This window comes from Chromobacterium amazonense, from assembly GCF_001855565.1.
Lineage (GTDB): Bacteria > Pseudomonadota > Gammaproteobacteria > Burkholderiales > Chromobacteriaceae > Chromobacterium > Chromobacterium amazonense.
In genome coordinates, this window is record NZ_MKCR01000003.1 from 14,996 (window position 1) to 36,289 (window position 21,294).

Here is a 21,294-nt window from a genome sequence, read left to right on the forward strand (position 1 = left end):
CCTGCTGATATCGGCTACGCATAAAAAGCGTTTCGCGGTTTTATGGATTTGCGGCGGCGTTTTTTATGCCTATTTTAATATTGATGACCTTGGCGATTGGAAAGTCACCTAAGATTGCCAATCGAAACTGCTATAAGGTTTAATTGCAACGAATGCTAAGCTCGTCCGCGCGTAGGGCGAGAGGGGCCGCGGCGGCGGGTCCGTTTAAAAACAGAACAGGCAAAAGGTTGGGAACGTCCAAGATGGCTGCAAATTTACGCATGGCGAGTTTGGCCCTGCTGCTGGCGGGACTGGGGAGCGCATCCGCAGCGCAGGCGGGCCTGGGGCCCATTCATGTGCTGTCGGCCGATGGCGAGGCGTTTTCCGCCGAAATCCCGGTAGTCAATGAGGACATACAGGATTTTGCCCAGGTCAACCTGGCCGACCGCAATAATTATCCATTGCTTTCGGCTTACAGCGGCTCCGCGCCGACGCTGCGATTCAGCTTGGTTCGCGGAAGCGACGGCCACTTGCAGAAAGTGCTGGTCAAGGGGCCATCGAGCTTCGGCGAGCCCTTGCTGCGCTTCGCCGTGGAAGTGGGTTGGCCCGATGGCAGGCTGGTCCGTGAGTTCGAGGTCGATTACAAGCGCGATGGTCCGCGCCGCAAGGCTCCGCCTCCGGCCAACGACGACGGCAAGCATCATGCGGCAACACCGGATCAGGGGTCGCGACTGGATGGCGCCGGGCTTGGCGACATACGCGTCAATTCTCGATTGGGCGAACCCTTGATGGCGGAACTGCCCTTGCTGGGCGGCGTATTCGACAAGGCGGAGCAGTTGCAGGTGGCTATCTACGCCGATACCTCCCAGAGCGGCCAGGTCAAGGAATTGCTGCGACAGGTGTCCTCCATCTCGTATCAGCATGAGCGATCCGCCGATGGCCGGCGCATGTTGACGCTGGCTTCGTCGGTGCCCATCACCCTGCCGCAATTGGCGTTCCGGGTCGAGGTGGCGGCCGGCAGCGTCAAGGCGCAGAAATCCTATGTGTTGGCTTTGGAAGGAGCGGGAGCGGCCGGCGCTCAAGCCAAAGCCGCGGATCACGCCCCGCAGGCGGCCGAATCGGCCAAGTCCTACAAAGTGGTGAAGGGGGATACGCTGTCCGCCATCGCCTCGCGCATGCATGGCCACGCCAAGGGAGAGGATGTGGCCGCCCGCCTGTTGAAGGATAACCCGGACGCCTTCATCCGGGGCGACGCCAACCGCCTGCTGGCGGGGGCGGATTTACGCTATCCGGCCGAATGGAAAATGCGGGACCCGGCTCGCAAGGACGCGTCGGAGCAGGCTCAGCCGCCGGCGTCGCCTGGCGCCATGGCCAAATTGCTGGATCAGGGGCGACAGGCCGATCAGGCCGGAAAGGGCGTGTCGACCGAAGCCAAGTCCATGGCGAAACAGGAGGCCAGCGCGGCCAGGCCCGCCGCCATCGCCCGGCCTGCTTCGTCGCCGGCCGTTTTGGCCGCAGAGCAAAAGATGCGCGATCGCCTGCACTTCCAGGAGCAGGCCTTGAAGGAGACCGAGGAGCGCACCCGCGCATTGGAAGAGAAGATACGATCCTTGCAGCAAGGCAAGGCGAAGGCCGCGGCCTCCATGCCGATGGCGGCGCAAGCGGCCGCCGCTGCGCAGGCAGCCAAGCACGAGGCGAGCGTCAAGCCTGCCATGCCCTCCGCGCAAAACAAGAGCGCTGCGGCCTCGGCTGCCGCCATGGCGCCGGCCAAGAGCGCAGCGGCGAAGCCGCAGCCGGTAGTGAAGGCGGTGTCTTCGATGCCGAAGGCGGCCGATGCGGCCACTCAACCCATGCCGCACCCGGCGCCGGCGCCGACTCCTGCTCCGGTCAATGCGCCAGCGCCCACGACGCCGTCGCATCCGCTGACGCCGAAGCCGGCCACGGAAAGCGTGGTGGATGACGCGCTTTCCGTCTTGGGCGACCGCGACGTACAGATCAAGCTGGGCGGCGCGGCGGCGGCGCTCGGCCTGGTGGCCTTGCTGTTGATCCGCCGCAAGAGGCAAGGCAAGCAGGAGGAGGATGCAGGCGAAGCGTCTGCGGGAGGGAGCTCGCGTCTGGCGCTGGGGCCGTTGGCGGGCTTGATGAGTTCGTTGAAAAAGGATGATGGCGCCGATCTGGGCGCGGTGGACGTGATGGCCGAGGCCGAGGTGTATTTGGCATACGACCGCTCCGACCAGGCCGTGGCAGTGCTTCGCGCAGGTTTGGAAAAGGAGCCGATGCGGCAGGATCTGCGCTTCAAGTTGCTGGAGGTGCTGGCGTCCAAGCCCGACAAGGACGCCTTCCTGCAGGAGGCGATGTCGGCCAAGGACATGTTCAATCCAGACAGCACAATGTGGCAACGCATCTGCGAGCTGGGGCGGAGCACGGTGCCGGGCCATGCTTTGTTTGGCATGGCGGCCGAGCCTGCCGCCGCGGTCAAGCCTCAGGCGGAGACGGCTCCAGCGGCTGTTCCGCGCGCGCCGGCTGCCGCCCCTGAGCTGGCAGCGCCTCCGCCGCAGGCTGCCGCTCCTGCACCAGCCGCCAAGCCTGCGGCAACGGCCGCCAAGCCGACGCCGCCCATTGCGACGCCGGATGTGGATATGGAGAAAATGGAACTGGCCAAGCTGTACATGGAAATGGGCGACAAGGAAACGGCCGAGACACTGATGCGGGAGGCGCAGCACGGCAGGTAAGCGCAGTTTGGCGGTTTTGTCGGCAATGGCACCGGCCTGGATGGCGGTGCCATTCGTTTTTCTGGGGGGCGGGGCGTGGCGCAAACCTGCCTGGATAGGATAAAGTGGGGGTTTTACGGTCTCGCTGGCGGCAGTGGCGCGCGAGGCCGGGGAACGAATGGATGATTGGGTATGAGAATCGCGCTCGGCATCGAGTATGACGGCCGGGCGTTTGCCGGCTGGCAAAGTCAGCCGCACGGCAATACGGTACAGGACATCTTGAATCAGGCCTTGGGCCGGATCGCGGGCAACCGCGACATCTCCACGGTGGCCGCCGGACGCACCGACGCCGGCGTGCACGCGGCGATGCAGGTGGCGCATTTCGACACCGACGCCAGTCGCCCGCTGAATGCCTGGGTGCGCGGCGTCAATGCCTTGCTGCCGCCGGAAATCGCCGTGGTGTGGGCGCGGGAGGTGGACGATGGCTTCCATGCCCGGTTTTCCGCTTTTTCCCGCAGCTACAGCTATTTTTTGCTGACGCACCCGGTACGCTCCTGCCTGCTGGCGGGCAAGGTGGGCTGGTATCATCAGGCGCTGGATGTCGATGCGATGCGCGAGGCGGCGCAGCGTCTGCTCGGCCGGCATGATTTTTCGAGTTTCCGCGCTTCCGAGTGCCAGGCCAAGTCGCCGGTGAAGGATTTGCAGCGGCTGGATATCGTAGAAGATGGCGGACTGCTCCGCTTCGACCTCGTTGCCGATGCCTTCCTGCACCATATGGTGCGCAATTTGGTGGGCGCGCTGCTGTACGTGGGCAAGGGGGCTTTGGACGCGGCGGGCATGCAGTCGCTGCTGGAAGCGCGCGACCGCACTTGCGCGCCGCCCACCTTCATGCCGGATGGCCTGTACCTGACCGGCGTAGGCTATCCGGAGACGTTTGGCCTGCCGTCGCAATGCGAGGCCGGGCGCTTGAAACTGCGCTAGCAGCTAACAGAGAAAAGACAGTGGTCAGAATCAAGATCTGCGGCATCACCCAGCCGGAACACGGCGCGGAAGCGGCCCGCCTGGGCGCCGACGCCATCGGGTTGGTGTTTTACGACAAGAGCCCGCGCAATGTGTCCATTGAGCAGGCGCGCGCGGTGATCGCGGCGCTGCCGCCTTTCGTCAGCGTGGTGGCCTTGTTCGTCAACCCCGCGCGCGAATGGGTGGAGCAGGTGCTGAGCGCCTGCGCCGTCGATGTGCTGCAGTTTCATGGCGAGGAGAGCGCCGAATTCTGCCGCTCGTTCCTCCGTCCGTATCTGAAAGCCGTGCGGGTGAAGCCGGGTGTCGATCTGCGGCAATGGGCCGCGGCCTACCCGGATGCGCGCGGCTTGCTCACCGACGCCTTTGTCGAGGGCGCGCACGGCGGCACCGGCGCGACGTTTGACTGGACCCTGCTGCCGGACGATCTGCCTTTGCCGTTGATCCTGTCCGGCGGCCTGGACGAACACAATATCGAAGAAGCCGTGCGCCGGGTGAAGCCGGCGGCGGTGGACGTCTCCAGCGGTGTGGAGGCGGCCAAGGGAATCAAAGATGCTGCCAGAATGGCGGCCTTCATATCAGGAGCAAGACATGGATCGGTATGATTTTCCGGATGCGCAGGGCCATTTCGGCCCTTATGGCGGTGTCTATGTCGCCGAAACCTTGATGGTGGCGCTGGACCAGTTGAAAGAAGAATACGCTCGCGTGAAGGCCGATCCGACGTTCTGGCATGAGTTTCGCCATGAACTGAAGCATTACGTGGGTCGTCCCAGTCCGGTCTACCACGCCAAGCGCTGGTCCGAGCAATTGGGCGGCGCGCAGATCTGGATGAAGCGCGAAGACCTGAATCACACCGGCGCGCACAAGATCAACAACGCCATCGGACAGGCGCTGCTGGCGCGCCGCATGGGCAAGAAGCGCGTCATCGCCGAAACCGGCGCCGGCCAGCACGGCGTGGCCACCGCCACCGTCGCCGCGCGCTACGGCATGGAATGCGTGGTGTACATGGGCGCGGAGGATGTCAAGCGCCAGTCGCCCAATGTGTTCCGCATGAAGCTGCTGGGCGCCACCGTGGTGCCGGTGGAATCCGGCTCCAAGACGCTGAAGGACGCGTTGAACGAAGCGATGCGCGACTGGGTGACCAATGTCGATTCCACTTTCTACATCCTGGGCACGGCTGCCGGCCCGCATCCGTACCCGATGCTGGTGCGCGACTTCGTGTCGGTGATCGGCGAAGAAGCCAAGGTGCAGATGCCGGAAGTGATCGGCCGCCAGCCCGATGTGGTGGTGGCGTGCGTCGGCGGCGGCTCCAACGCCATCGGCATGTTCCACCCGTACATCGACGTGCCGGGCGTGCGCATGGTGGGCGTAGAGGCTGGCGGGCACGGCATCGCCAGCGGCAAGCATGCTGCGCCGCTCAGCTCGGATGCCAAAGTGGGCGTGCTGCACGGCGCCAAGAGCTATCTGATGCAAGACGAGGATGGCCAGATCATCGAGACGCATTCGGTGTCGGCAGGCCTCGATTATCCGGGCGTCGGCCCGGAGCACAGCTATCTGAAAGACATTGGCCGCGCCGAATACGTGGCGATCAATGATGACGAGGCGCTGCGGGCCTTCCACGACTGCTGTCATCTGGAAGGCATCATCCCGGCGCTGGAGTCCAGCCACGCGCTGGCCTGGGCCGCCAAGGTGGCGCCGAGCATGGGCAAGGATCAGGTGATCCTGGTCAACCTGTCCGGCCGCGGCGACAAGGACATCAATACCGTTGCCGGTCTCTCCGGCATTACTCTGTAAGGAGAGCGCCGCATGTCACGCATAGAAAAACGCTTTGCCGAGCTGGCGGGCAAAAAAGCCCTGATTCCCTTCATCACCGCCGGCGATCCGCATCCCGGCCTGACCGTGTCGCTGATGCACGGCCTGGTGGAAGGCGGTGCCGACATCATCGAGCTGGGCGTGCCGTTTTCCGATCCGATGGCCGATGGCCCGGTGATCCAGCGTGCCTCCGAGCGCGCGTTGTCGCACAAGGTGGGGTTGCGCCATGTGCTGGAAATGGTGGCCGAGTTCCGCCGTTCCGATGAGGTGACGCCCGTTGTGCTGATGGGCTACCTGAACCCCTTGTGCGCGATGGGCTATACCGAATTTGCCAAGCGCGCCAAGGCCGCTGGCGTGGACGGCGTGCTGACGGTGGATTGTCCGCCGGAAGAGGCGGTCGATCTGCAGGCGGCGCTGGATGCCCAAGGACTGGATACGGTGTTCCTGATCGCGCCCACCACGCCGCCGGCGCGGGTGGCGGAAATCGCCAAACTGGCGCGCGGATACGTTTATTATGTGTCGCTGAAGGGCGTCACCGGCGCGGGACATCTGGACATTGACGACGTAGCGCGTAAAATTGCTGCCCTCAGACAACAATTGCCGCTGCCGATAGGCGTAGGCTTCGGGATTCGCGACGCCGCGACTGCCAAGGCCATTTCCACCGCTGCCGACGCCGTGGTGGTGGGCAGCAGGCTGGTACAGGAAATTGAGGCGGCGACACCCGAAACTGCCAAAGAGCAGTTAACTCGTCTGGTGGCCGAACTAAAGGCCGCCATCCGCTAGAACATCGACGGGGGCCATCGCCCCCGTTCATGCGCAGGGAACCGTCCCGCGCATTTAGATTCAAGGAGTCAGCATGAGCTGGTTGAATAAGCTCCTCCCGCCGAAGATCAAGCGCGAAAACCGCGCCGACAAGCCTTCCGCGGTGCCCGAGGGGCTTTGGAGCAAGTGCCCGGAATGTGAAGCCGTATTGTATTACACCGACCTGGAAAGCAATCTGCAGGTCTGCCCCAAATGCAGCCATCACCATCCGCTGACGGCGCGTCAGCGCCTGAACCTGCTGCTGGATGAGGAAGGCCGCCGCGAGGTGGGCGAGGAAGTCAAGCCGGTGGACATCCTCAAGTTCAAGGACAGCAAGAAGTATCCCGACCGCCTGAGCGCGGCCAAGAGCGATACCGGCGAGGACGACGCGCTGGTGGTGCTGCAAGGCAGCATACACTCCCTGCCAGCCGTGGTGGCCGCGTTCGAATTCCGGTTCATCGGCGGCTCCATGGGCTCGGTGGTGGGCGAGCGCTTCGTGCGCGGCGTGCGCGCGGCCGTGGAGGCCAAGGCGCCGTTCATCTGCGTGGCCGCTTCCGGCGGCGCGCGGATGCAGGAGGGCTTGAATTCGCTGATGCAGATGGCCAAGACCAGCGCCGCGCTGCAACTGTTGTCCGACCACAAGCTGCCGTTCATCTCCGTGCTGACCGACCCGACCATGGGCGGCGTATCGGCCTCGTTCGCCTTCCTGGGCGATGTGGTGATGGCCGAGCCCAAGGCGCGCATCGGCTTCGCCGGCGCCCGCGTGATCGAGCAGACTGTGCGCGAGACCTTGCCGGAAGGCTTCCAGCGCGCGGAGTTCCTGCTGGATAAGGGCGCCGTGGACATGGTGGTGGACCGCCGCGAGCTGAAGCGCAAAGTGGCCAGCATGATTACCTTGCTGATGAAGGAGCCGACTGCCGTATAAGGAAGCTTGCCTGCCTTCGCGCTCAACCCGCCCCGTTGCATGACGGCGCGGGTTTTGTTTTAACTGAGACGATAGCCGACAATATCAAATGACATATTGATTTGCTTATGGCATGCTGAAGGCTTCCGATCATACTACGCAAGGAGACTGCAAGATGGATAGATTCGACATTGACGCGCAAGGGCAAGTCGGCGTAGCGGTTTCCGGATGCGGCAGCATCGCTTGAATCGTTTTCCACGCTAGTCCATCGTCGCCGTTCGGCGACCGTTCCCCGCTTGTTCCCTTCTACCGCATCCGCGCGGTGACATCCGCCTGTCCGCCAGGCTGATTTCCTCTTTCTTTTCTTAAAGCTCAATCAAGCCTGGCGCTGCCGGGCAGTGTCGGCTTGCGAGCGTTCGCAGGAGTTCTGATGCTGAATTTCGATTTCTCGCGCCTGGCCGCTATCGGCCTGACGCCGCTATTGCTGCAGCAAGCGCTGGTCTTGGCCGGCGATCAAGATAGACAACTGGTCCGCGTCTGCCGCGTGCAGCGCGATTGCATTTGGGGGCATGACGGCGAGTCCGAATGGCAGGCCCAGGCTTTGCACCATGTGCATGGCGAGCTGGCGGTAGGCGATTGGGCGCTGTGCCAGCCGCGGGCGGAAGGGCCGTGGCGGCTGATCGACCGACTGGAGCCGTTCAATCAATTGGCGCGCTTTAATGAAGAAGGCGCGCGCCAGGTCTACGCGTCCAACGTCGACACCGCGTTGCTGGTGATGGGCCTGGACGGCGACTACAACCCGCGCCGCCTGGAGCGCTATTTGGGTCTGGCGGCGTCCGCCGGCGTCGCGCCGGTGGTGGTGTTGAGTAAGGCAGACCTGTGCGCCGACACCGCAGATAGGGTCGCGGAATTGGAGCGTCGCCTGCGCCCCGCGCCACCCATCCTGGCGCTGAACGGCAATGACCCGAGCTGCCGCGAGGCGCTTGCCCCCTGGCTGGGCGAGGGGCAGACCCTGGTGCTGCTGGGCTCGTCCGGCGCTGGCAAGTCCACGCTCAGCAACGCGCTGCTGGGCGAGGCGATCCAGACCGTGGGCGATGTCAGGAACGACGATAGCCGAGGCCGCCATACCACGACGGCGCGCACCTTGCTGCCATGTCCGGGCGGCGCCTGCATCATCGACACGCCCGGCGTGCGCGGCCTGCAAGCGCCGCTAGACGAGCGGGCATTGGCATGCAGCTTCACCGACATCGTCGAGCTGGCGGATCGTTGTCAATTCCGCGATTGCCGCCACCTGGAGGAGCCTGGCTGCGCGGTGAGGGCCGGGGTAGACGCAGATCGGCTGCGCAATTACCACAAGCTGTTGCGTGAGACGCGGAGGTTGGAGCAGAGCCCGCTGCAACGCCAGCAGCAACGCCGGGAATGGAAGGCGCGCAACAAGGCGGCGCGGCGTCGCTAGGGGCAGGCCCGGCCTGCCGGGCCTGTTGTATGTCGATGGCGGCGGATTACCCCGCGGCGCGGGGTACCCGCCAGATTGAAGGAGCGATATGAGAGTTTGGAACCGAGAGGGCGAGGCCGCGCCCATCGCCACGCCTCACTTGCGCTTATGGCCGCTGGGGCCAGAGCATGCCGAAGCGTTATTTCCCTTGCTGCGGCAAGCGCGGATTTACGACTGGATTTCGATGCGTCAGTCGGAGTCCGTTTCAGCCTTGGCGCGCCGCTGGGGCGAGTTTAGGCTGCAGGGGACAGGCGAGCGCGAGGAGTATTTTTCCGGCTGGGCCGCGCAACGAGCGGGGGACGGCGCTTGGCTGGGCGCGCTGGATGCGGATGTCCGCGCCGATGGCGTCGCCGTGAATGTGGGTTATTGCTTCGGGCCGGAATATTGAGGGCAGGGCTACGCCAGAGAGGCGGTATTGGCCTTGGCTGGCCATCTGTCAGGGCAAGGCGTGCATGAGCAACGCGCGACGGTGACGTGGGGCAACGAGGCCTCGATGCGGGTGCTGGAGCGAGCCGGCTTTGTCCGTGGCCAGGTGTTGCCGGATAACGATACCGTGGGCGGCTGCTTGGTCGATGACATAGAGTTTGTCCGCTACCGCGCGGCAAGCGGCGGCCTGTGTCTGTTGCGGGCCCGGCCGGATGAGACGCAATGCGTCGCCGATATTCTTTCCGAAGCCGCGGCGTGGCTGCGCGCGGGCGGACGCGAAATGTGGCTGCCGGAGGAGATGGCTGTCGAGCGGATGGCGGCGGACGTGGCGGCAGGCTGGTTTCATTATATCGAGAGGGCCGGCGAGAGGCTGGGCGTGGTCAAAATTCAATATGACGATCCCTTGTTTTGGCCAGATGCGGCGGCGGGGGAGTCGGTGTTCCTGCACCGCATCGCCGTGCGCCGCAACTTTGCCGGGCAGGGTGTGGTGGCGGCCATGGTTCGCCATACGCTTGATATGGCTGCGGCGCAGGGTTTGCGCTATGTGGGGCTGGATTGCGACGCCGCCAGACCGGCTTTGCGCGCGCATTATCTGCGCCATGGCTTTGTCCATCGCGACGATGTGCAGGCCGGATGCTGGAAAGTCTCGAGACTGGAAATGGAAACGGGCCGCGCCCATCGTCTGATGGACTCGGCCCGGATGGGCGCGTCACTCGATTACTGCTGTTGCGCTGCGCCCTGCCCGGCTTGCGCGGTCTTCTGCGCGCGCGGCGGGGCGTTTTTCACGTACTTGTCGAACCAGTTGAGCATTTCGTACACCAGTTGCTCGTTGGATTCGCGCGCGGCGTACCAGTGCGGCTCGTGCGGCAGCATCACCAGACGCGTGGTGCCGCCGTTGCCGCGGATGGCCTCGAAGAACTTGGAAGCCTGCAGCGGGGTGGTGCCGGGGTTGGCGTCGTCGGTGCCGTGGACGATCAGAATCGGCGCTTTCAGCTTGTCGGCGTAGAAGAAGGTGGACACCTTGCGATAGACATCGGGCGCTTCCCATACCGAGCGGCGCTCGCTCTGGAAGCCAAACGGCGTCAGCGTCTTGTTGTACGAGCCGCTGGTGGCCGCGCCGGCGCGGAACAGGTCGGTATGCGCCAGCAGGTTGGCCGTCATCAGCGCGCCATGGCTGTGGCCGGTGACGGCCACGCGGTCCGGATCCACCACGCCCAGTTTCACCGCCTCATTCACGGCGGCCTCGGCATCCATCTTCAGCTGGTCCAGATAGCTGTCGTAGGCGGCTTTCGGGTCGCCCACCACCGGGAAAGAGGCCTGGTCGATGACGGCGTAGCCGGCCAGCAACAGGTATTTGTACTGGTACAGGCGGGTGAAAGTCTGCTGCGAACCGCTGACCTGGCCGGCGCTGGCGGCGTCGGCGTAGTCCAGCGGGTAGGCATTGAGGATGGCCGGGATGCGGGTGCCTTCCTGGTAGCCGGGTGGCGTATACAGCGTGAACGACAGTTCCAGCCCGTCGGCGCGCTTGTATTTGACCAGCCGCTTCTTGATCTGGCGCAGCTCCGGCGTCGGGTCGACGATGCGGGTGACGACGGACGGGGTGGACGAGAAAACGGCTTCGCCCTTGTCGGCGCTGATGGGGCTGCCCAGTTTGCGCAGGAAGGCGTTGGGCGCCTCGGTCGGGGTCTGGCGCCAGGTCAGGAAGCTGCCGCTTTGGCTGGACAGGCCGATGAAGCGCTCATAGGCGGATTTGTCGCTGCGGAACAGGCGCTGGCTTTCGCCGGTTTTCAGGTTCAGCTTGTCCAGGAAGGGGCGGTTGCCTTGCGGGGAGGCGCCGGCGCCGGCCAGGTAGATGGCGTCGCCTTCCAGTTGGATCACCCGTTCGCCATTGGCCAGGGTGCGGTGCACCGGGCTGCCCGGATCGGCGTACTTGTTGTCGAAGGACATATCCCACAGCAGTTTGCCCGCCTGTTTCGCATCGTCGATGTTGACGATGCGGGTCTGCCGCCAGTGTTTGTTCAGGTCGATCTCATGCACTAGCGCGGTGTCGGCGCGCTCGGTCCAGTCTATGCCGGCGAAACGTTGAGTGGTGCGCAGAATTTCTACCGGCGCGGCGGTGAACGGCGCTTTTTGCATCATCACCTTGTCGCGCGCCGGCACGGTGTTCTGCCAGTCGCCGCCATCCAGCGCCTCGGCCCAGAGCAGGGTGGCCGGCTCGGTGGCGCGCCAGAAGAAATCGCGCGGGCCCAGCGGCTCGCCATGCACCGGCACGCGGTCGGCCAACGGAAGGGAGGCGACGGTGTGGATGGCGATGCGGCCAGGCTTGGAAATATTCCATACCTGCACTTCATGCGGGAAGCGTTGGTAAGTGGTGACGTAGGAATAGGGTTTGCGCACGCTGGACACCAGGATGTGCTTGCCGTCCGGCGCCGGGGCCACACCATCGTATAGAGCCGATTGGCCAAGCGGCGTGGCTTTGCCGCTGGCGGCGTCCACCAGCAGCAGCTGCGAGGCGGCGTAGTAGTCGAACAGCGCTTCGTCGTGCGGGCTGTTCAGCGTATCGCGGGTTTCATAGGTGCTGCTCTGGCCCTTTTCGCCATCGGCTTCTTGCACATTGGGCCCTTCCGGGCCTGCATCCTTCACCGGCGGCGGTCCCAGCTTGGTCGGCACGGCCTTGACCAGCAAGGTTTTCTGGTCCGGCATCCATTGCAGTTCATCGTTGAGCATCGGGTTCAGGCGGATGCCGGGAAGCTTGCGGATCCGGCCGCTGGCGACATCGCCGACCCAGACTTCTACCGCACTCTTGGTGGTGTTGGCGAAGGCGAAGCGTTTGCCGTCGGCGGACCAGATCGGCGCATCCGGGCAGGCGCCGGCCGGCAGCGCGATCGCCGTTTCCTTGCCGCTGGGGAGGGCCACCAGCTTGAAGCTTTCGGCGCACGGGGCGATGCCGTAGCCGCCTGGCGTGTCGTGCTTGCTGCGATTGGCCGGCTCGACGCGGGTGCCGGCCAGTTTCAGGTAAGGCGCGGCCACGCGGGCGATGGAGGGATACTCCTGCCAGGCCACCAGCAGCATGCTGTCCTTGGTGGGGCTGATGCTGGGGCCGGGCAGCGACGGCGCGCGCATCACTTTGAGGATGTTGGCCGGCGGTTGCTGATAACCGACGGCGGATGCGGCGGCGGGCAGCATGGCGCAGGCCGCCAGCGTGGCGGCGGCGATGCCCTTCAGAGCGTGCAATGGAAACATGGTCATCCTTGTAGACATCTTGTTGTGGCGATTGTCCGTTTATCAAGCGGCAACGGGAGGCTGCTGACGCGGCCTCCCGTTGGAAAGACACAATGACGAATTTATCACATGTCATATGTGTTGGGGTGATGGTCTTGACCTGTTCAATTCACCGTATGGAAGTATTTGACGATGCTGGAGAAGTCCAGCTTGCCGTTGCCCTGGTGCACGTGTTCTTCATACAGATTGCGCGCCAGCGCGCCCAGCGGATTGGCGGCGTGGCTTTGCAGCGCGGTTTCCTCGGCCAGCCCCAGGTCCTTCAGCATCAGCTCGGACATGAAGCCGCCGGCGTAGTTGCGGCTGGCCGGGGCATTTTCCATCACGCCGGGCCAGGGGTTGTAGAGTTCGGTAGCCCAGTTGCGGCCGGAGCTTTTGCTGATGATTTCGGACAGCACTTTCGGGTCCAGGCCGTTTTTGACGCCCAGCGCCAAGGCCTCGGCGGTGCCGGCCATCAGGATGCCCAGCAGCATGTTGTTGCAGATCTTGGCGGTCTGGCCGGCGCCGGCGCCACCGGCGTGGAAGATGTTCTTGCCCATCGCTTCCAGCACCGGGCGGGCGCGGGAGAGGTCTTCCGCCGCGCCGCCGACGATGAAGGTCAGGGTGCCGGCAGCCGCGCCAGCGGTGCCGCCGGACACCGGCGCGTCCAGCATGGACAGGCCGCGCGCTTGCGCGGCTTCCGCCACTTGGCGTGCCGTGCCGGCGTCTATGGTGCTGCAGTCTATGACCAGCGTGCCCTTGGGCAGTTTGGCGAACAGGCCTTCATCGCCCAGGTACAGGTTGGCTACATGTTTGCCTGCAGGCAGCATGGAGATCACCACCCCCGCGTCCTTGGCCGCGTCGGCGGCGCTGGAAGCGGCCCGGCCGCCGGCCGCGGCTACCTTGGACAAGGCTTCGGGCGACAGGTCGAAGGCATTGACCTTGAAGCCCTTGTTCAGCAGATTGACGGCCATCGGGCCGCCCATATTGCCCAGGCCGATGAAGGCGATGTTTTCCATGCTGCTCTCCTCTGTTTGGTTCTGTTTGTTTTATTTCAGCGCGGCCAGGGGGTGGTCCCCATCGCGCCATGGCGATTCGAAGTGCCCATCCACCCAGGCCTGGTCGATGTCCTGCAACTGGCGGCTCCAATGCGGATTGCGGTCTTTGTCCACCAGCAGCGCGCGCACGCCTTCCGGGAAATCCGAGCGGGCGCAGAAGTTGACCGACAGCACCAGCTCCATCCGCAAGGCCTCGGCCAGAGACATGTGTTTGGAGCGGTTCAGGATTTCCCAGCTGACGGCGGCGGAGGTGGGGCAGCCGTGGGCGAAATTCTTGGCGGCGTCGGCGAGCCACGGGTCTTCGAACGCCGTTTGAGTCAGCGCGGAGGCGACGGCGGCCAGGTCGCCCTTGTTCATCAGCCGGTGCACAGCCAGCAGATTGCGTTCGACGTTGGACGCCGGCAGCGCGTCGCCGAGCTGGCTTTCCAGCTGGTTCAGCAGCGCGCTGACCAGGGCTGGCCGCGCGTGGGCGTCGTCTCCCCAGTTGGCCGCTTGCAGGGCCTCCAGCAAAGCCGGGTAGGCATCCGCCGCCAGCACATGATCGGCCAGATTGGCGATCAGCGCGTCGTGGGCGTTCAGCGGCGCGCCGGTCAAGGCCAGGAACAGGCCCAGGTGCGCCGGCATGCGTTGCAGGAACCAGCTGCCGCCCACGTCCGGGTACAGGCCGATGGTGATTTCCGGCATCGCGATGCGGGTGACGGGCGTGACCACGCGGTGGCTGGCGCCGGCCATCAGGCCCAGGCCGCCGCCCATGACGATGCCGCCGCCCCATACAATCAAGGGTTTCCTGTAGCGGTGGATGCGGTAGTCGAGCGTGTACTCCTCGGTGAAGAAAGCCACCGCGTGCGGATGCGGGTAGTGCGGCTCGGCTACCAGTTTTTCGCGCAGGCTGCGCACATCGCCGCCGGCGCAGAAGGCGCGCTCGCCTGAGCCGCGCAGCACCACGGCGACGATGCCTGCATCGCGCTCCCAGATGGTGAGGCGCGAATCCAGCAGCCGGATCATGTCCAGCGTCAGCGCGTTCAGCGATTTTTCGGCATTGAGGGTGGCGATGGCGATGCGATGGCCATCGCCGGTAGGTAGTTCATCAAACAGCACCACGTCATGCATGGGGAGGCTCCGGAAAGGCTGTTGTTAACCACGAAAGACTGCAGGAAGGCGGCGAACCGCCGCCGCCATTGATCCGGGGTCGCGGCTCGCCGCTTTCGCGGTTTTCGTGGGGTTTGTGGCCATGTGTTTTGAGCTCAGGCGTTCTTCCAGTTCGGCGCGCGCTTTTCCAGGAAGGCGCGCGTGCCTTCGCCTTGATCGTAGGTGTCGAACAGCTTGATGAAGGCCTCGCGTTCCTTGATCAGGTTCCAAGCCGGCGGCTGGGTGCGGGCGGCCTGCACCAGCTGCTTGCACACGCCGACCGACGACGGCGACTGCTTGGCCACGCCCTCGGCCAGCTTGATGGCGGTTTCCAGCGCCTCGCCCTTGGCCACCACCTGCTCCACCAGGCCGATGCGCTCGGCGGTGGCGGCGTTGATGCGCTCGCCGCACAGAATCATGCGCTTGGCCCAGCCTTCGCCCACCAGCCACGGCAGGTTCTGGGTGCCGCCGGCGCAAGGCAGCAGGCCGACGCCGGCTTCTGGCAGCGCCATCTGGCTTTGTTCTTCGGCGATGCGAATGTCGCAGGCCAGGGCGCATTCCAGGCCGCCGCCCATGGCGTAGCCGTTGAGCGCGGCGATGCTGACGCCGCGGAAGCCGGACAGCGCCTCGAAGGCCTCGCCGAACAGCATGGTCATCTCGGTGGCCACCTTCTTGTCGCCGTCGGCGAACAGATTCAGGTCCGCGCCGGCTGAGAAGAACTTCTCGCCCTGGCCGGTGATGACCAGCGCGTAGATGTCGCGGTCGGCGTTGAGATCGGCCACCAGCTGTTTCAGCGCGGTCAGGCTGGCGCGGTTCCAAGTGTTGGCCGGCGGATTGTCTATCGTCACCACGGCGGTGTGGCCGCGTTTTTCCACGTTCAGGTGGGCGTAGCTTTGCATGTCCTGGTCCTTGTTTTTTAGCCACGGAAGCACACGGAAAGGCACGGAAGAAATCAACAACACGTCTGCCTGTGATGAATGCGCTTTTGCGTTGTGGATCGCCGCGCTGTCGGGATGAAGTTTCCGTGTTTTTCCGTGGCTATATCAATTAACGCAGCGTTTCCAGCGCGCCGTCCTGCAGCAGCTTGCGCGCGACTATCATCCGCATCACCTCGTTGGTGCCTTCCAGTATCTGGTGCACGCGCAGGTCGCGCACGTGGCGCTCCAGCGGGAAGTCCTGCAGATAGCCGTAGCCGCCGAACAGCTGCAGCGCGTTGTTGGCGATATTGAAACTCAGATCGGTGGCCAGGCGCTTTGCCATCGCGCAATAGGCGGTGGCGTCGGCGCTGGCGTTGTCCAGCTTCCAGGCGGCCAGGCGCACCATCTGGCGCGCCGCCACCAGCTCGGTCAGCATGTCGGCCAAGCGGAACTGCACGGTTTGCAATTCCGCCAGCGGCTGGCCGAATTGCTGGCGTTCCTGCACATAGCGCTGCGCGGCGTTCAGCGCGGACTGGGCGGTGCCGACGGCGCAGGTGGCGATATTGATGCGGCCGCCGTCCAGCCCCTTCATGGCGAAGGCGAAGCCCTGGCCTTCTTCGCCCAGGCGATTGGCTACCGGGATTTCCACGTTGTCGAAGGTGATGGCGCGGGTGGGCTGGCTATTCCAGCCCATCTTCTTTTCCTTCTTGCCGTAGCTGACGCCCGACGCGTCGGCTGGCACCACGAAGGCGGAGATGCCCTTGGGGCCGGGGCCGCCGGTGCGGGCCATCACCACCAGCAACTGGGTGCTGCCGGCGCCGGAGATGAACATCTTGCCGCCGTTGAGCACGTAGACCTCGCCCTTTTTCTCAGCGCGGGTTTTCAGCGAGGCGGCGTCGGAGCCGGCGCCCGGCTCGGTCAGACAGTAGCTGCCCAAGACTTCGCCGGTCACCATTTTCGGCACCCATTGTTCAGCCAGCTGCTGGCTGCCGAAGCTGGCGATCATCCAGCTGACCATGTTGTGGATGGTCAGGTAGGCGGCGGTGGAGGTGCAGCCGGCGGCCAGCTCCTCGAACACGATGGCGGAGTCCAGCCGCGACAGGCCCAGGCCGCCGTAAGCTTCCGGCGTGTACAGGCCCAGAAAACCCATGTCGCCGCTCTTGCGGATCACGTCCAGCGGGAAGAGGGACTCGGCATCCCATTCGGCCGCGCGCGGGGCCAGCTCGCGCTCGGCGAAATCACGGGCGCTTTGTTGGAAGGCGAGTTGGTCTTCGGATAAGGCGAAATCCATGATGAATCCTTTGATTTTTTGCCACGGAAGCACACGGAAAGGGCACGGTAACGATGGTTGGTTCAGTCTTCCCCCTGCCATGTCGAAGTCTGAATTCCCTGCTTTCCCGCTGTGGTACTTAGCGCTCGGGGCCAAGCGATAGCCGTTTTTTCCGTGTTGTTCCGTGTGTTTCCGTGGCTAATTCATTGCTAAATCAGCGCAGCGAGATGGTGGTGTGCACCTTGCCGCTGCTGGCCTCGTCGTCGAACCAGCGGCTGGTGACGGTCTTGGTCTGGGTGTAGAAGGCCACCACCTGCTTGCCGTAGGGGCCGAGGTCGCCCAGCTTGGACGCGCGGCTGCCGGTGAAGCTGAACAGCGGCACCGGCACCGGGATCGGCACGTTGATGCCCACTTGGCCGACGTCGATCTCTTCCTGGAACTTGCGCGCCGCCGCGCCGCTCTGGGTGAAGATGGCGGTGCCGTTGCCGTTGGGGTTGGCGTTGATGATGGCGATGGCTTCATCCAGCGTGTCGGCGGCCATCAGGCACAGCACTGGGCCGAAGATTTCCTGGTGGTAGATCGCCATCTCGGGTTTGACGCCGGAGAAGATGGTGGGGCCGACGAAGTTGCCGTTGTCGAAACCGGCGACTTTCACGCCGCGGCCGTCCAGCTCCAGCTTGGCGCCTTCCTCGACGCCGCGGGCGATCAGGCTTTTGACGCGGTCCAGCGCGGCGCAGGAGATCACCGGGCCGAGGTCGGGGTTGTCCTTGCCCGGGCCCACTTTCAGCCCCTTGGCCTTGGCCACCAGTTCCGGAATCCACTGCTGGGCCTCGCCTACCAGCACCGCCACGCTGAGCGCCATGCAGCGCTGGCCGGCGGCGCCGAAGGCCGCGCCGGTCAGCTGGTTCAGCGCCTGCTCCTTATTGGCATCCGGCAGCACGATGGCGTGGTTTTTGGCGCCCATCATGCATTGGGCGCGCTTGCCGCTGAGGGTGGCGCGCTGGTAGACGTGGGTGCCCACCTTGGTGGAGCCGACGAAGGACACCGCCTTGATGTCGGGGTGGTCGCAGATGGCGTCGACTACCGACGCCGCGCCGTGAACCACGTTGAGCACGCCCTTGGGAATGCCGGCTTCCAGCGCCAGCTCGACCAGGCGCATCGTCACCATCGGGTCTTGCTCGGACGGCTTCAGCACGAAGGTATTGCCGGTGGCGATGGCCATCGGGAACATCCACAGCGGAATCATGGCCGGGAAGTTGAACGGAGTGATGCCGGCACACACGCCCAGCGGCTGCTGCACGGTGTAGGTGTCCACGCCGCCGGCGACGTTTTCGGCGTATTCGCCCATCTGCAGGGTGCCGATATTGGCGGCGTGCTCCACCACCTCCAGGCCGCGGAAGATGTCGCCTTCGGCGTCGGCCAGGGTCTTGCCCTGTTCGGCGGTGAGGATGGCGGCCAATTCCTTCATGTTTTCGCGGATCAACTGCTGGTATTTCAGGAAAATGCGGGCGCGGGCGCCGATCGGCGTTTTCTTCCAGGTCTTGAACGCTTCCTTGGCGGCGGCGACGGCGGCGTTCACCTCGTCGGCGGTGGCCAGCGGCACGCGCGCCAGCACTTCCTGGGTGGCCGGATTGACGATGTCGCGCCATTCCGTGGTTTGGGATTCGACGAATTCGCCGCCTATCAACAGCTTGATGTTGGGTACCGACTGGCTCATGGCACTGCCTCCTCTAATTGTTCGGGCTGATGGCGCTGCTCAGTTGTAGCTGTAGAAACCCTTGCCGCTCTTGCGGCCCAGGTGTCCGGCCTGCACCAGCTGCGCGAGCAACGGGCAGGCGCGGTATTTGCTGTCGCGGAATTCGTGGTACAGGATGTCCATGATGGACAGGCAGGTGTCCAGGCCTATCAGGTCGGCCAGCGCCAAGGGGCCGATCGGGTGGTTCATGCCCAGCTTCATCACGGTGTCGATGTCCTCTGCGGTGGCCAGGTTTTCATGCAGCGCGAAGGCGGCCTCGTTGATCATCGGCATCAGCACGCGGTTGGAGACGAAACCGGCGGCATCCTTCACCGTGACCGGCGTTTTGCCCAGCGCTTGAGATAAGTGGAAGACAGTTTGGTAGGCTTCGTCGCCGGTTTGCAGCGCGCGGATGATCTCCACTAATTGCATCACCGGCACCGGGTTCATGAAGTGCATGCCCACCACGCGCTCCGGGTGGCTGACCCAGCTGGCGATGCGGGTAAGGGAGATGGACGAGGTGTTGGAGGCGAGGATGCACTTTTCGCCGACTGCGGCGTCCAGGTCGCGGAAGATCTGTTCCTTGACGGCGGCGTTTTCGGTGGCGGCCTCGATCACCACATCGCAGCCGGCCAGATCGGCCAGCTTGGTTGTGGAGCGGATATGAGCGACGATGCCGGGAATGTTGGCTTCGGCGATCAGCTCTTTCTTGGCCATCCGCTGCAGGCTGATATTGATATTGGCCATGCCTTTGACCAGGGTCGCGTCGTTGACGTCGGCCAGCACCACCTCGAAGCCCTTCATCGCGAAGACCTGGGCGATGCCGTTGCCCATGGTGCCTGCGCCCACCACGCCGATTTTCTGGCTCATCTGTTTCTCCTGGACTGTTTGCTCTAACTTTTGATCACGATAACTTGACGTTTACGTCAACGTCAACAGACAATGAACACAAATGCAGCCGACTGTGGCGCGCGTGGCCGCAGAGGAAGAATCGGGGTACAGACATATGGGCGAGCAGGTTTTCAATATCACGGAATTGGCGCAGGAATTCGACGTCACCACCCGCGCCATCCGCTTCTACGAGGACCAAGGCCTGTTGGAGCCGGCGCGGGCCGGGCAGCGCCGCATCTACAACCGGCGCGACCGCGTGCGGCTGATGCTGATCCTGCGCGGCAAACGCATAGGCCTGTCCCTGCAAGAGATACGCGAGCTGTTCGCGCTGTACGACGCGGCGCACGACGACGCGCCGCAGTTGCAGGAATTCATCCGCATCCTGGCGCGCAAGGAGCAGCAGCTGTTGGAGCAGATGGAAGACATCAAGGTGGTGCTGACTGAAATCGGCCAGTTGCGCGCCCAATGCGAAAAGACGCTGGGCAAACGCAACAACGGCCACAATCGAGCAAAGGAGCTGTGATGCAACAACAGGAAATCGTGATCGTGGGCATGGCGCGCACCGCCATGGGCGGCTTCCAGGGCGCGCTGTCAGGTCTGACCGCCAGCCAGCTGGGCGCGGCCGCGATCCGCGCCGCGGTGGAGCGCGCCGGCGTCTCCGCCGGCGAGGTGGACGAAGTGATCATGGGCTGCGTGCTGCCGGCCGGCCAGGGCCAGGCGCCGGCGCGCCAGGCTGCGCTGGGCGGCGGCCTGCCGCAGTCCACGCCGTGCACCACCATCAACAAGATGTGCGGTTCCGGCATGAAGGCGCTGATGATGGCGCATGACCAATTGTTGGCCGGAAACGGCAGCGTGGTGGTGGCCGGCGGCATGGAAAGCATGAGCAACGCGCCGTATCTGGTGCCTAAGGCCCGTGGCGGCCTGCGCCTGGGGCACGGCGAGCTCAAGGACCACATGTTCCTGGACGGCCTGGAAGACGCGTATCAGAAGGGCACGCTGATGGGCGTGTTCGCCGAGCAGTGCGCCGAGAAATACGGCTTCAGCCGCCAGGATCAGGACGAATTCGCCATCGCCTCGTTGACCCGAGCGCAACAGGCGATCAAGGGCGGCCAGTTCAAGGACGAGATCGCGGCGGTGACGGTGCCGGGCCGCGGCGGCGACACTGTGGTTGACACCGACGAGCAGCCGCTGAAGGCCAATCTGGACAAGATCCCGACCTTGAAGCCGGCGTTCAAGAAGGACGGCACCGTGACTCCGGCCAATTCCAGCTCCATTTCCGACGGCGGCGCCGCGCTGGTGCTGATGACGGCGGCCGAAGCGGCCAAACGCGGCCTGAAGCCCATCGCCCGCATCGTCGGCCACAGCAGCTTCGCCCACGAGCCGGGCTGGTTCACTACCGCTCCGGTGCACGCCATTGAAAAACTGTTGGCCAAGACCGGCTGGAAGGCTGGCGAGGTGGATCTGTACGAGATCAATGAAGCCTTCGCCGTGGTGACGATGGCGGCGATGCACGACCTGAAACTGCCGCACGACAAGGTCAACGTGCATGGCGGCGCCTGCGCCCTGGGCCATCCGATCGGCGCGTCCGGCGCCCGCATCGTCATCTCGCTGCTGTCGGCCCTGAAACAGCGCGGCGGCAAGCGCGGTGTGGCCAGTCTGTGCATAGGCGGCGGCGAAGCCACCGCGCTGGCGGTGGAATTGGTATAAAGCGAAATCGAAAACCGCAACTGCAGGCCGCCGGCATGTGTTGGCGGCCTGTTTTTTGGCGACGCATCAAGCCACGCTTGCATTGACGGAAGTCTTGATGGATGGTGATAGCAAGCCTGAGCGGCTGGCGCATCGCCGCCGGCTGCTTTATCATCGCCCGCCTTTAGCCCTGCAAACGAATGCCG

At 64.5% G+C, this 21,294-nt stretch carries 17 protein-coding genes and 1 pseudogene; 11 read left to right on the forward strand and 7 right to left on the reverse strand.

The features are described 5' to 3' along the window. Positions 1 to 260: 260 nt before the first annotated feature. The 9 genes and pseudogenes from BI343_RS19915 to BI343_RS20710 all read left to right on the forward strand — a co-directional run. Entirely contained in the window at positions 261 to 2,711 is a 2,451-nt protein-coding gene (locus BI343_RS19915) for a type IV pilus assembly protein FimV (protein ID WP_071108452.1), read from the forward strand. Positions 2,712 to 2,882: 171 nt separating this feature from the next. Further along, positions 2,883 to 3,671, forward strand: coding sequence for a tRNA pseudouridine(38-40) synthase TruA (gene truA / locus BI343_RS02020; RefSeq protein ID WP_043624661.1), 789 nt, complete (start codon positions 2,883 to 2,885; stop codon positions 3,669 to 3,671). Continuing rightward, positions 3,641 to 4,312 (forward strand): phosphoribosylanthranilate isomerase, encoded by a 672-nt coding sequence (locus BI343_RS02025; RefSeq protein ID WP_071108453.1) that lies wholly within the window; start codon positions 3,641 to 3,643, stop codon positions 4,310 to 4,312. Before truA ends, BI343_RS02025 begins: the two co-directional genes overlap by 31 nt. Next, entirely contained in the window at positions 4,299 to 5,501 is a 1,203-nt protein-coding gene (gene trpB / locus BI343_RS02030; protein ID WP_071108454.1) for a tryptophan synthase subunit beta, read from the forward strand. Before BI343_RS02025 ends, trpB begins: the two co-directional genes overlap by 14 nt. A gap of 12 nt (positions 5,502 to 5,513) precedes the next feature. Beyond that, positions 5,514 to 6,302: a tryptophan synthase subunit alpha gene (gene trpA, locus BI343_RS02035; RefSeq protein WP_043624670.1), complete on the forward strand. Its 789-nt coding sequence runs from the start codon at positions 5,514 to 5,516 to the stop codon at positions 6,300 to 6,302. A 73-nt stretch (positions 6,303 to 6,375) separates the two neighbouring features. Further along, positions 6,376 to 7,245 carry an acetyl-CoA carboxylase, carboxyltransferase subunit beta gene (gene accD / locus BI343_RS02040; RefSeq protein WP_071108455.1) on the forward strand — a complete coding sequence of 290 codons (870 nt, stop codon included), beginning with the start codon at positions 6,376 to 6,378 and terminating at the stop codon, positions 7,243 to 7,245. Positions 7,246 to 7,654: 409 nt separating this feature from the next. Next, the gene (rsgA, locus tag BI343_RS02045) at positions 7,655 to 8,680 is read left to right on the forward strand and encodes a ribosome small subunit-dependent GTPase A (protein ID WP_071108456.1); all 1,026 of its coding nucleotides are present in this window, start codon (positions 7,655 to 7,657) and stop codon (positions 8,678 to 8,680) included. A gap of 88 nt (positions 8,681 to 8,768) precedes the next feature. Beyond that, the gene (locus tag BI343_RS02050; protein ID WP_071108457.1) at positions 8,769 to 9,107 is read left to right on the forward strand and encodes a GNAT family N-acetyltransferase; all 339 of its coding nucleotides are present in this window, start codon (positions 8,769 to 8,771) and stop codon (positions 9,105 to 9,107) included. A gap of 60 nt (positions 9,108 to 9,167) precedes the next feature. Continuing rightward, a pseudogene (locus BI343_RS20710) lies at positions 9,168 to 9,692 on the forward strand (GNAT family N-acetyltransferase); the annotation flags it as partial. Between the two features lie 170 nt (positions 9,693 to 9,862). On the opposite strand, the gene BI343_RS02060 reads toward BI343_RS20710, so the two are convergent. From BI343_RS02060 to BI343_RS02090, 7 genes are all read right to left on the reverse strand, one after another. Next, complete coding sequence (locus BI343_RS02060; protein ID WP_139165611.1) at positions 9,863 to 12,388, reverse strand: alpha/beta hydrolase family protein; 2,526 nt, start codon at positions 12,386 to 12,388, stop codon at positions 9,863 to 9,865. A 143-nt stretch (positions 12,389 to 12,531) separates the two neighbouring features. Continuing rightward, positions 12,532 to 13,422: a 3-hydroxyisobutyrate dehydrogenase gene (gene mmsB, locus BI343_RS02065; RefSeq protein ID WP_071108460.1), complete on the reverse strand. Its 891-nt coding sequence runs from the start codon at positions 13,420 to 13,422 to the stop codon at positions 12,532 to 12,534. 30 nt (positions 13,423 to 13,452) lie between these two features. After that, positions 13,453 to 14,571, reverse strand: a complete 1,119-nt coding sequence (locus tag BI343_RS02070) for an enoyl-CoA hydratase/isomerase family protein (RefSeq protein ID WP_071108461.1) — start codon at positions 14,569 to 14,571, stop codon at positions 13,453 to 13,455. Between the two features lie 134 nt (positions 14,572 to 14,705). Beyond that, a complete protein-coding gene (locus BI343_RS02075) occupies positions 14,706 to 15,488 on the reverse strand; it encodes an enoyl-CoA hydratase (RefSeq protein WP_071108610.1) in 783 nt (260 codons plus the stop codon). A 148-nt stretch (positions 15,489 to 15,636) separates the two neighbouring features. Next, the gene (locus BI343_RS02080; RefSeq protein ID WP_071108462.1) at positions 15,637 to 16,797 is read right to left on the reverse strand and encodes an acyl-CoA dehydrogenase family protein; all 1,161 of its coding nucleotides are present in this window, start codon (positions 16,795 to 16,797) and stop codon (positions 15,637 to 15,639) included. A 193-nt stretch (positions 16,798 to 16,990) separates the two neighbouring features. Continuing rightward, positions 16,991 to 18,493, reverse strand: a complete 1,503-nt coding sequence (locus BI343_RS02085) for a CoA-acylating methylmalonate-semialdehyde dehydrogenase (protein WP_071108463.1) — start codon at positions 18,491 to 18,493, stop codon at positions 16,991 to 16,993. A gap of 39 nt (positions 18,494 to 18,532) precedes the next feature. After that, positions 18,533 to 19,381 carry a 3-hydroxybutyryl-CoA dehydrogenase gene (locus tag BI343_RS02090; protein WP_071108464.1) on the reverse strand — a complete coding sequence of 283 codons (849 nt, stop codon included), beginning with the start codon at positions 19,379 to 19,381 and terminating at the stop codon, positions 18,533 to 18,535. 82 nt (positions 19,382 to 19,463) lie between these two features. Between BI343_RS02090 and BI343_RS02095 the strand changes: the two genes are divergently transcribed. After that, positions 19,464 to 19,925 (forward strand): MerR family transcriptional regulator, encoded by a 462-nt coding sequence (locus tag BI343_RS02095; protein ID WP_223253494.1) that lies wholly within the window; start codon positions 19,464 to 19,466, stop codon positions 19,923 to 19,925. Beyond that, complete coding sequence (locus tag BI343_RS02100; protein WP_071108466.1) at positions 19,925 to 21,109, forward strand: acetyl-CoA C-acyltransferase; 1,185 nt, start codon at positions 19,925 to 19,927, stop codon at positions 21,107 to 21,109. The genes BI343_RS02095 and BI343_RS02100 overlap by 1 nt, the downstream gene beginning before the upstream one ends. Positions 21,110 to 21,294: the final 185 nt, after the last annotated feature.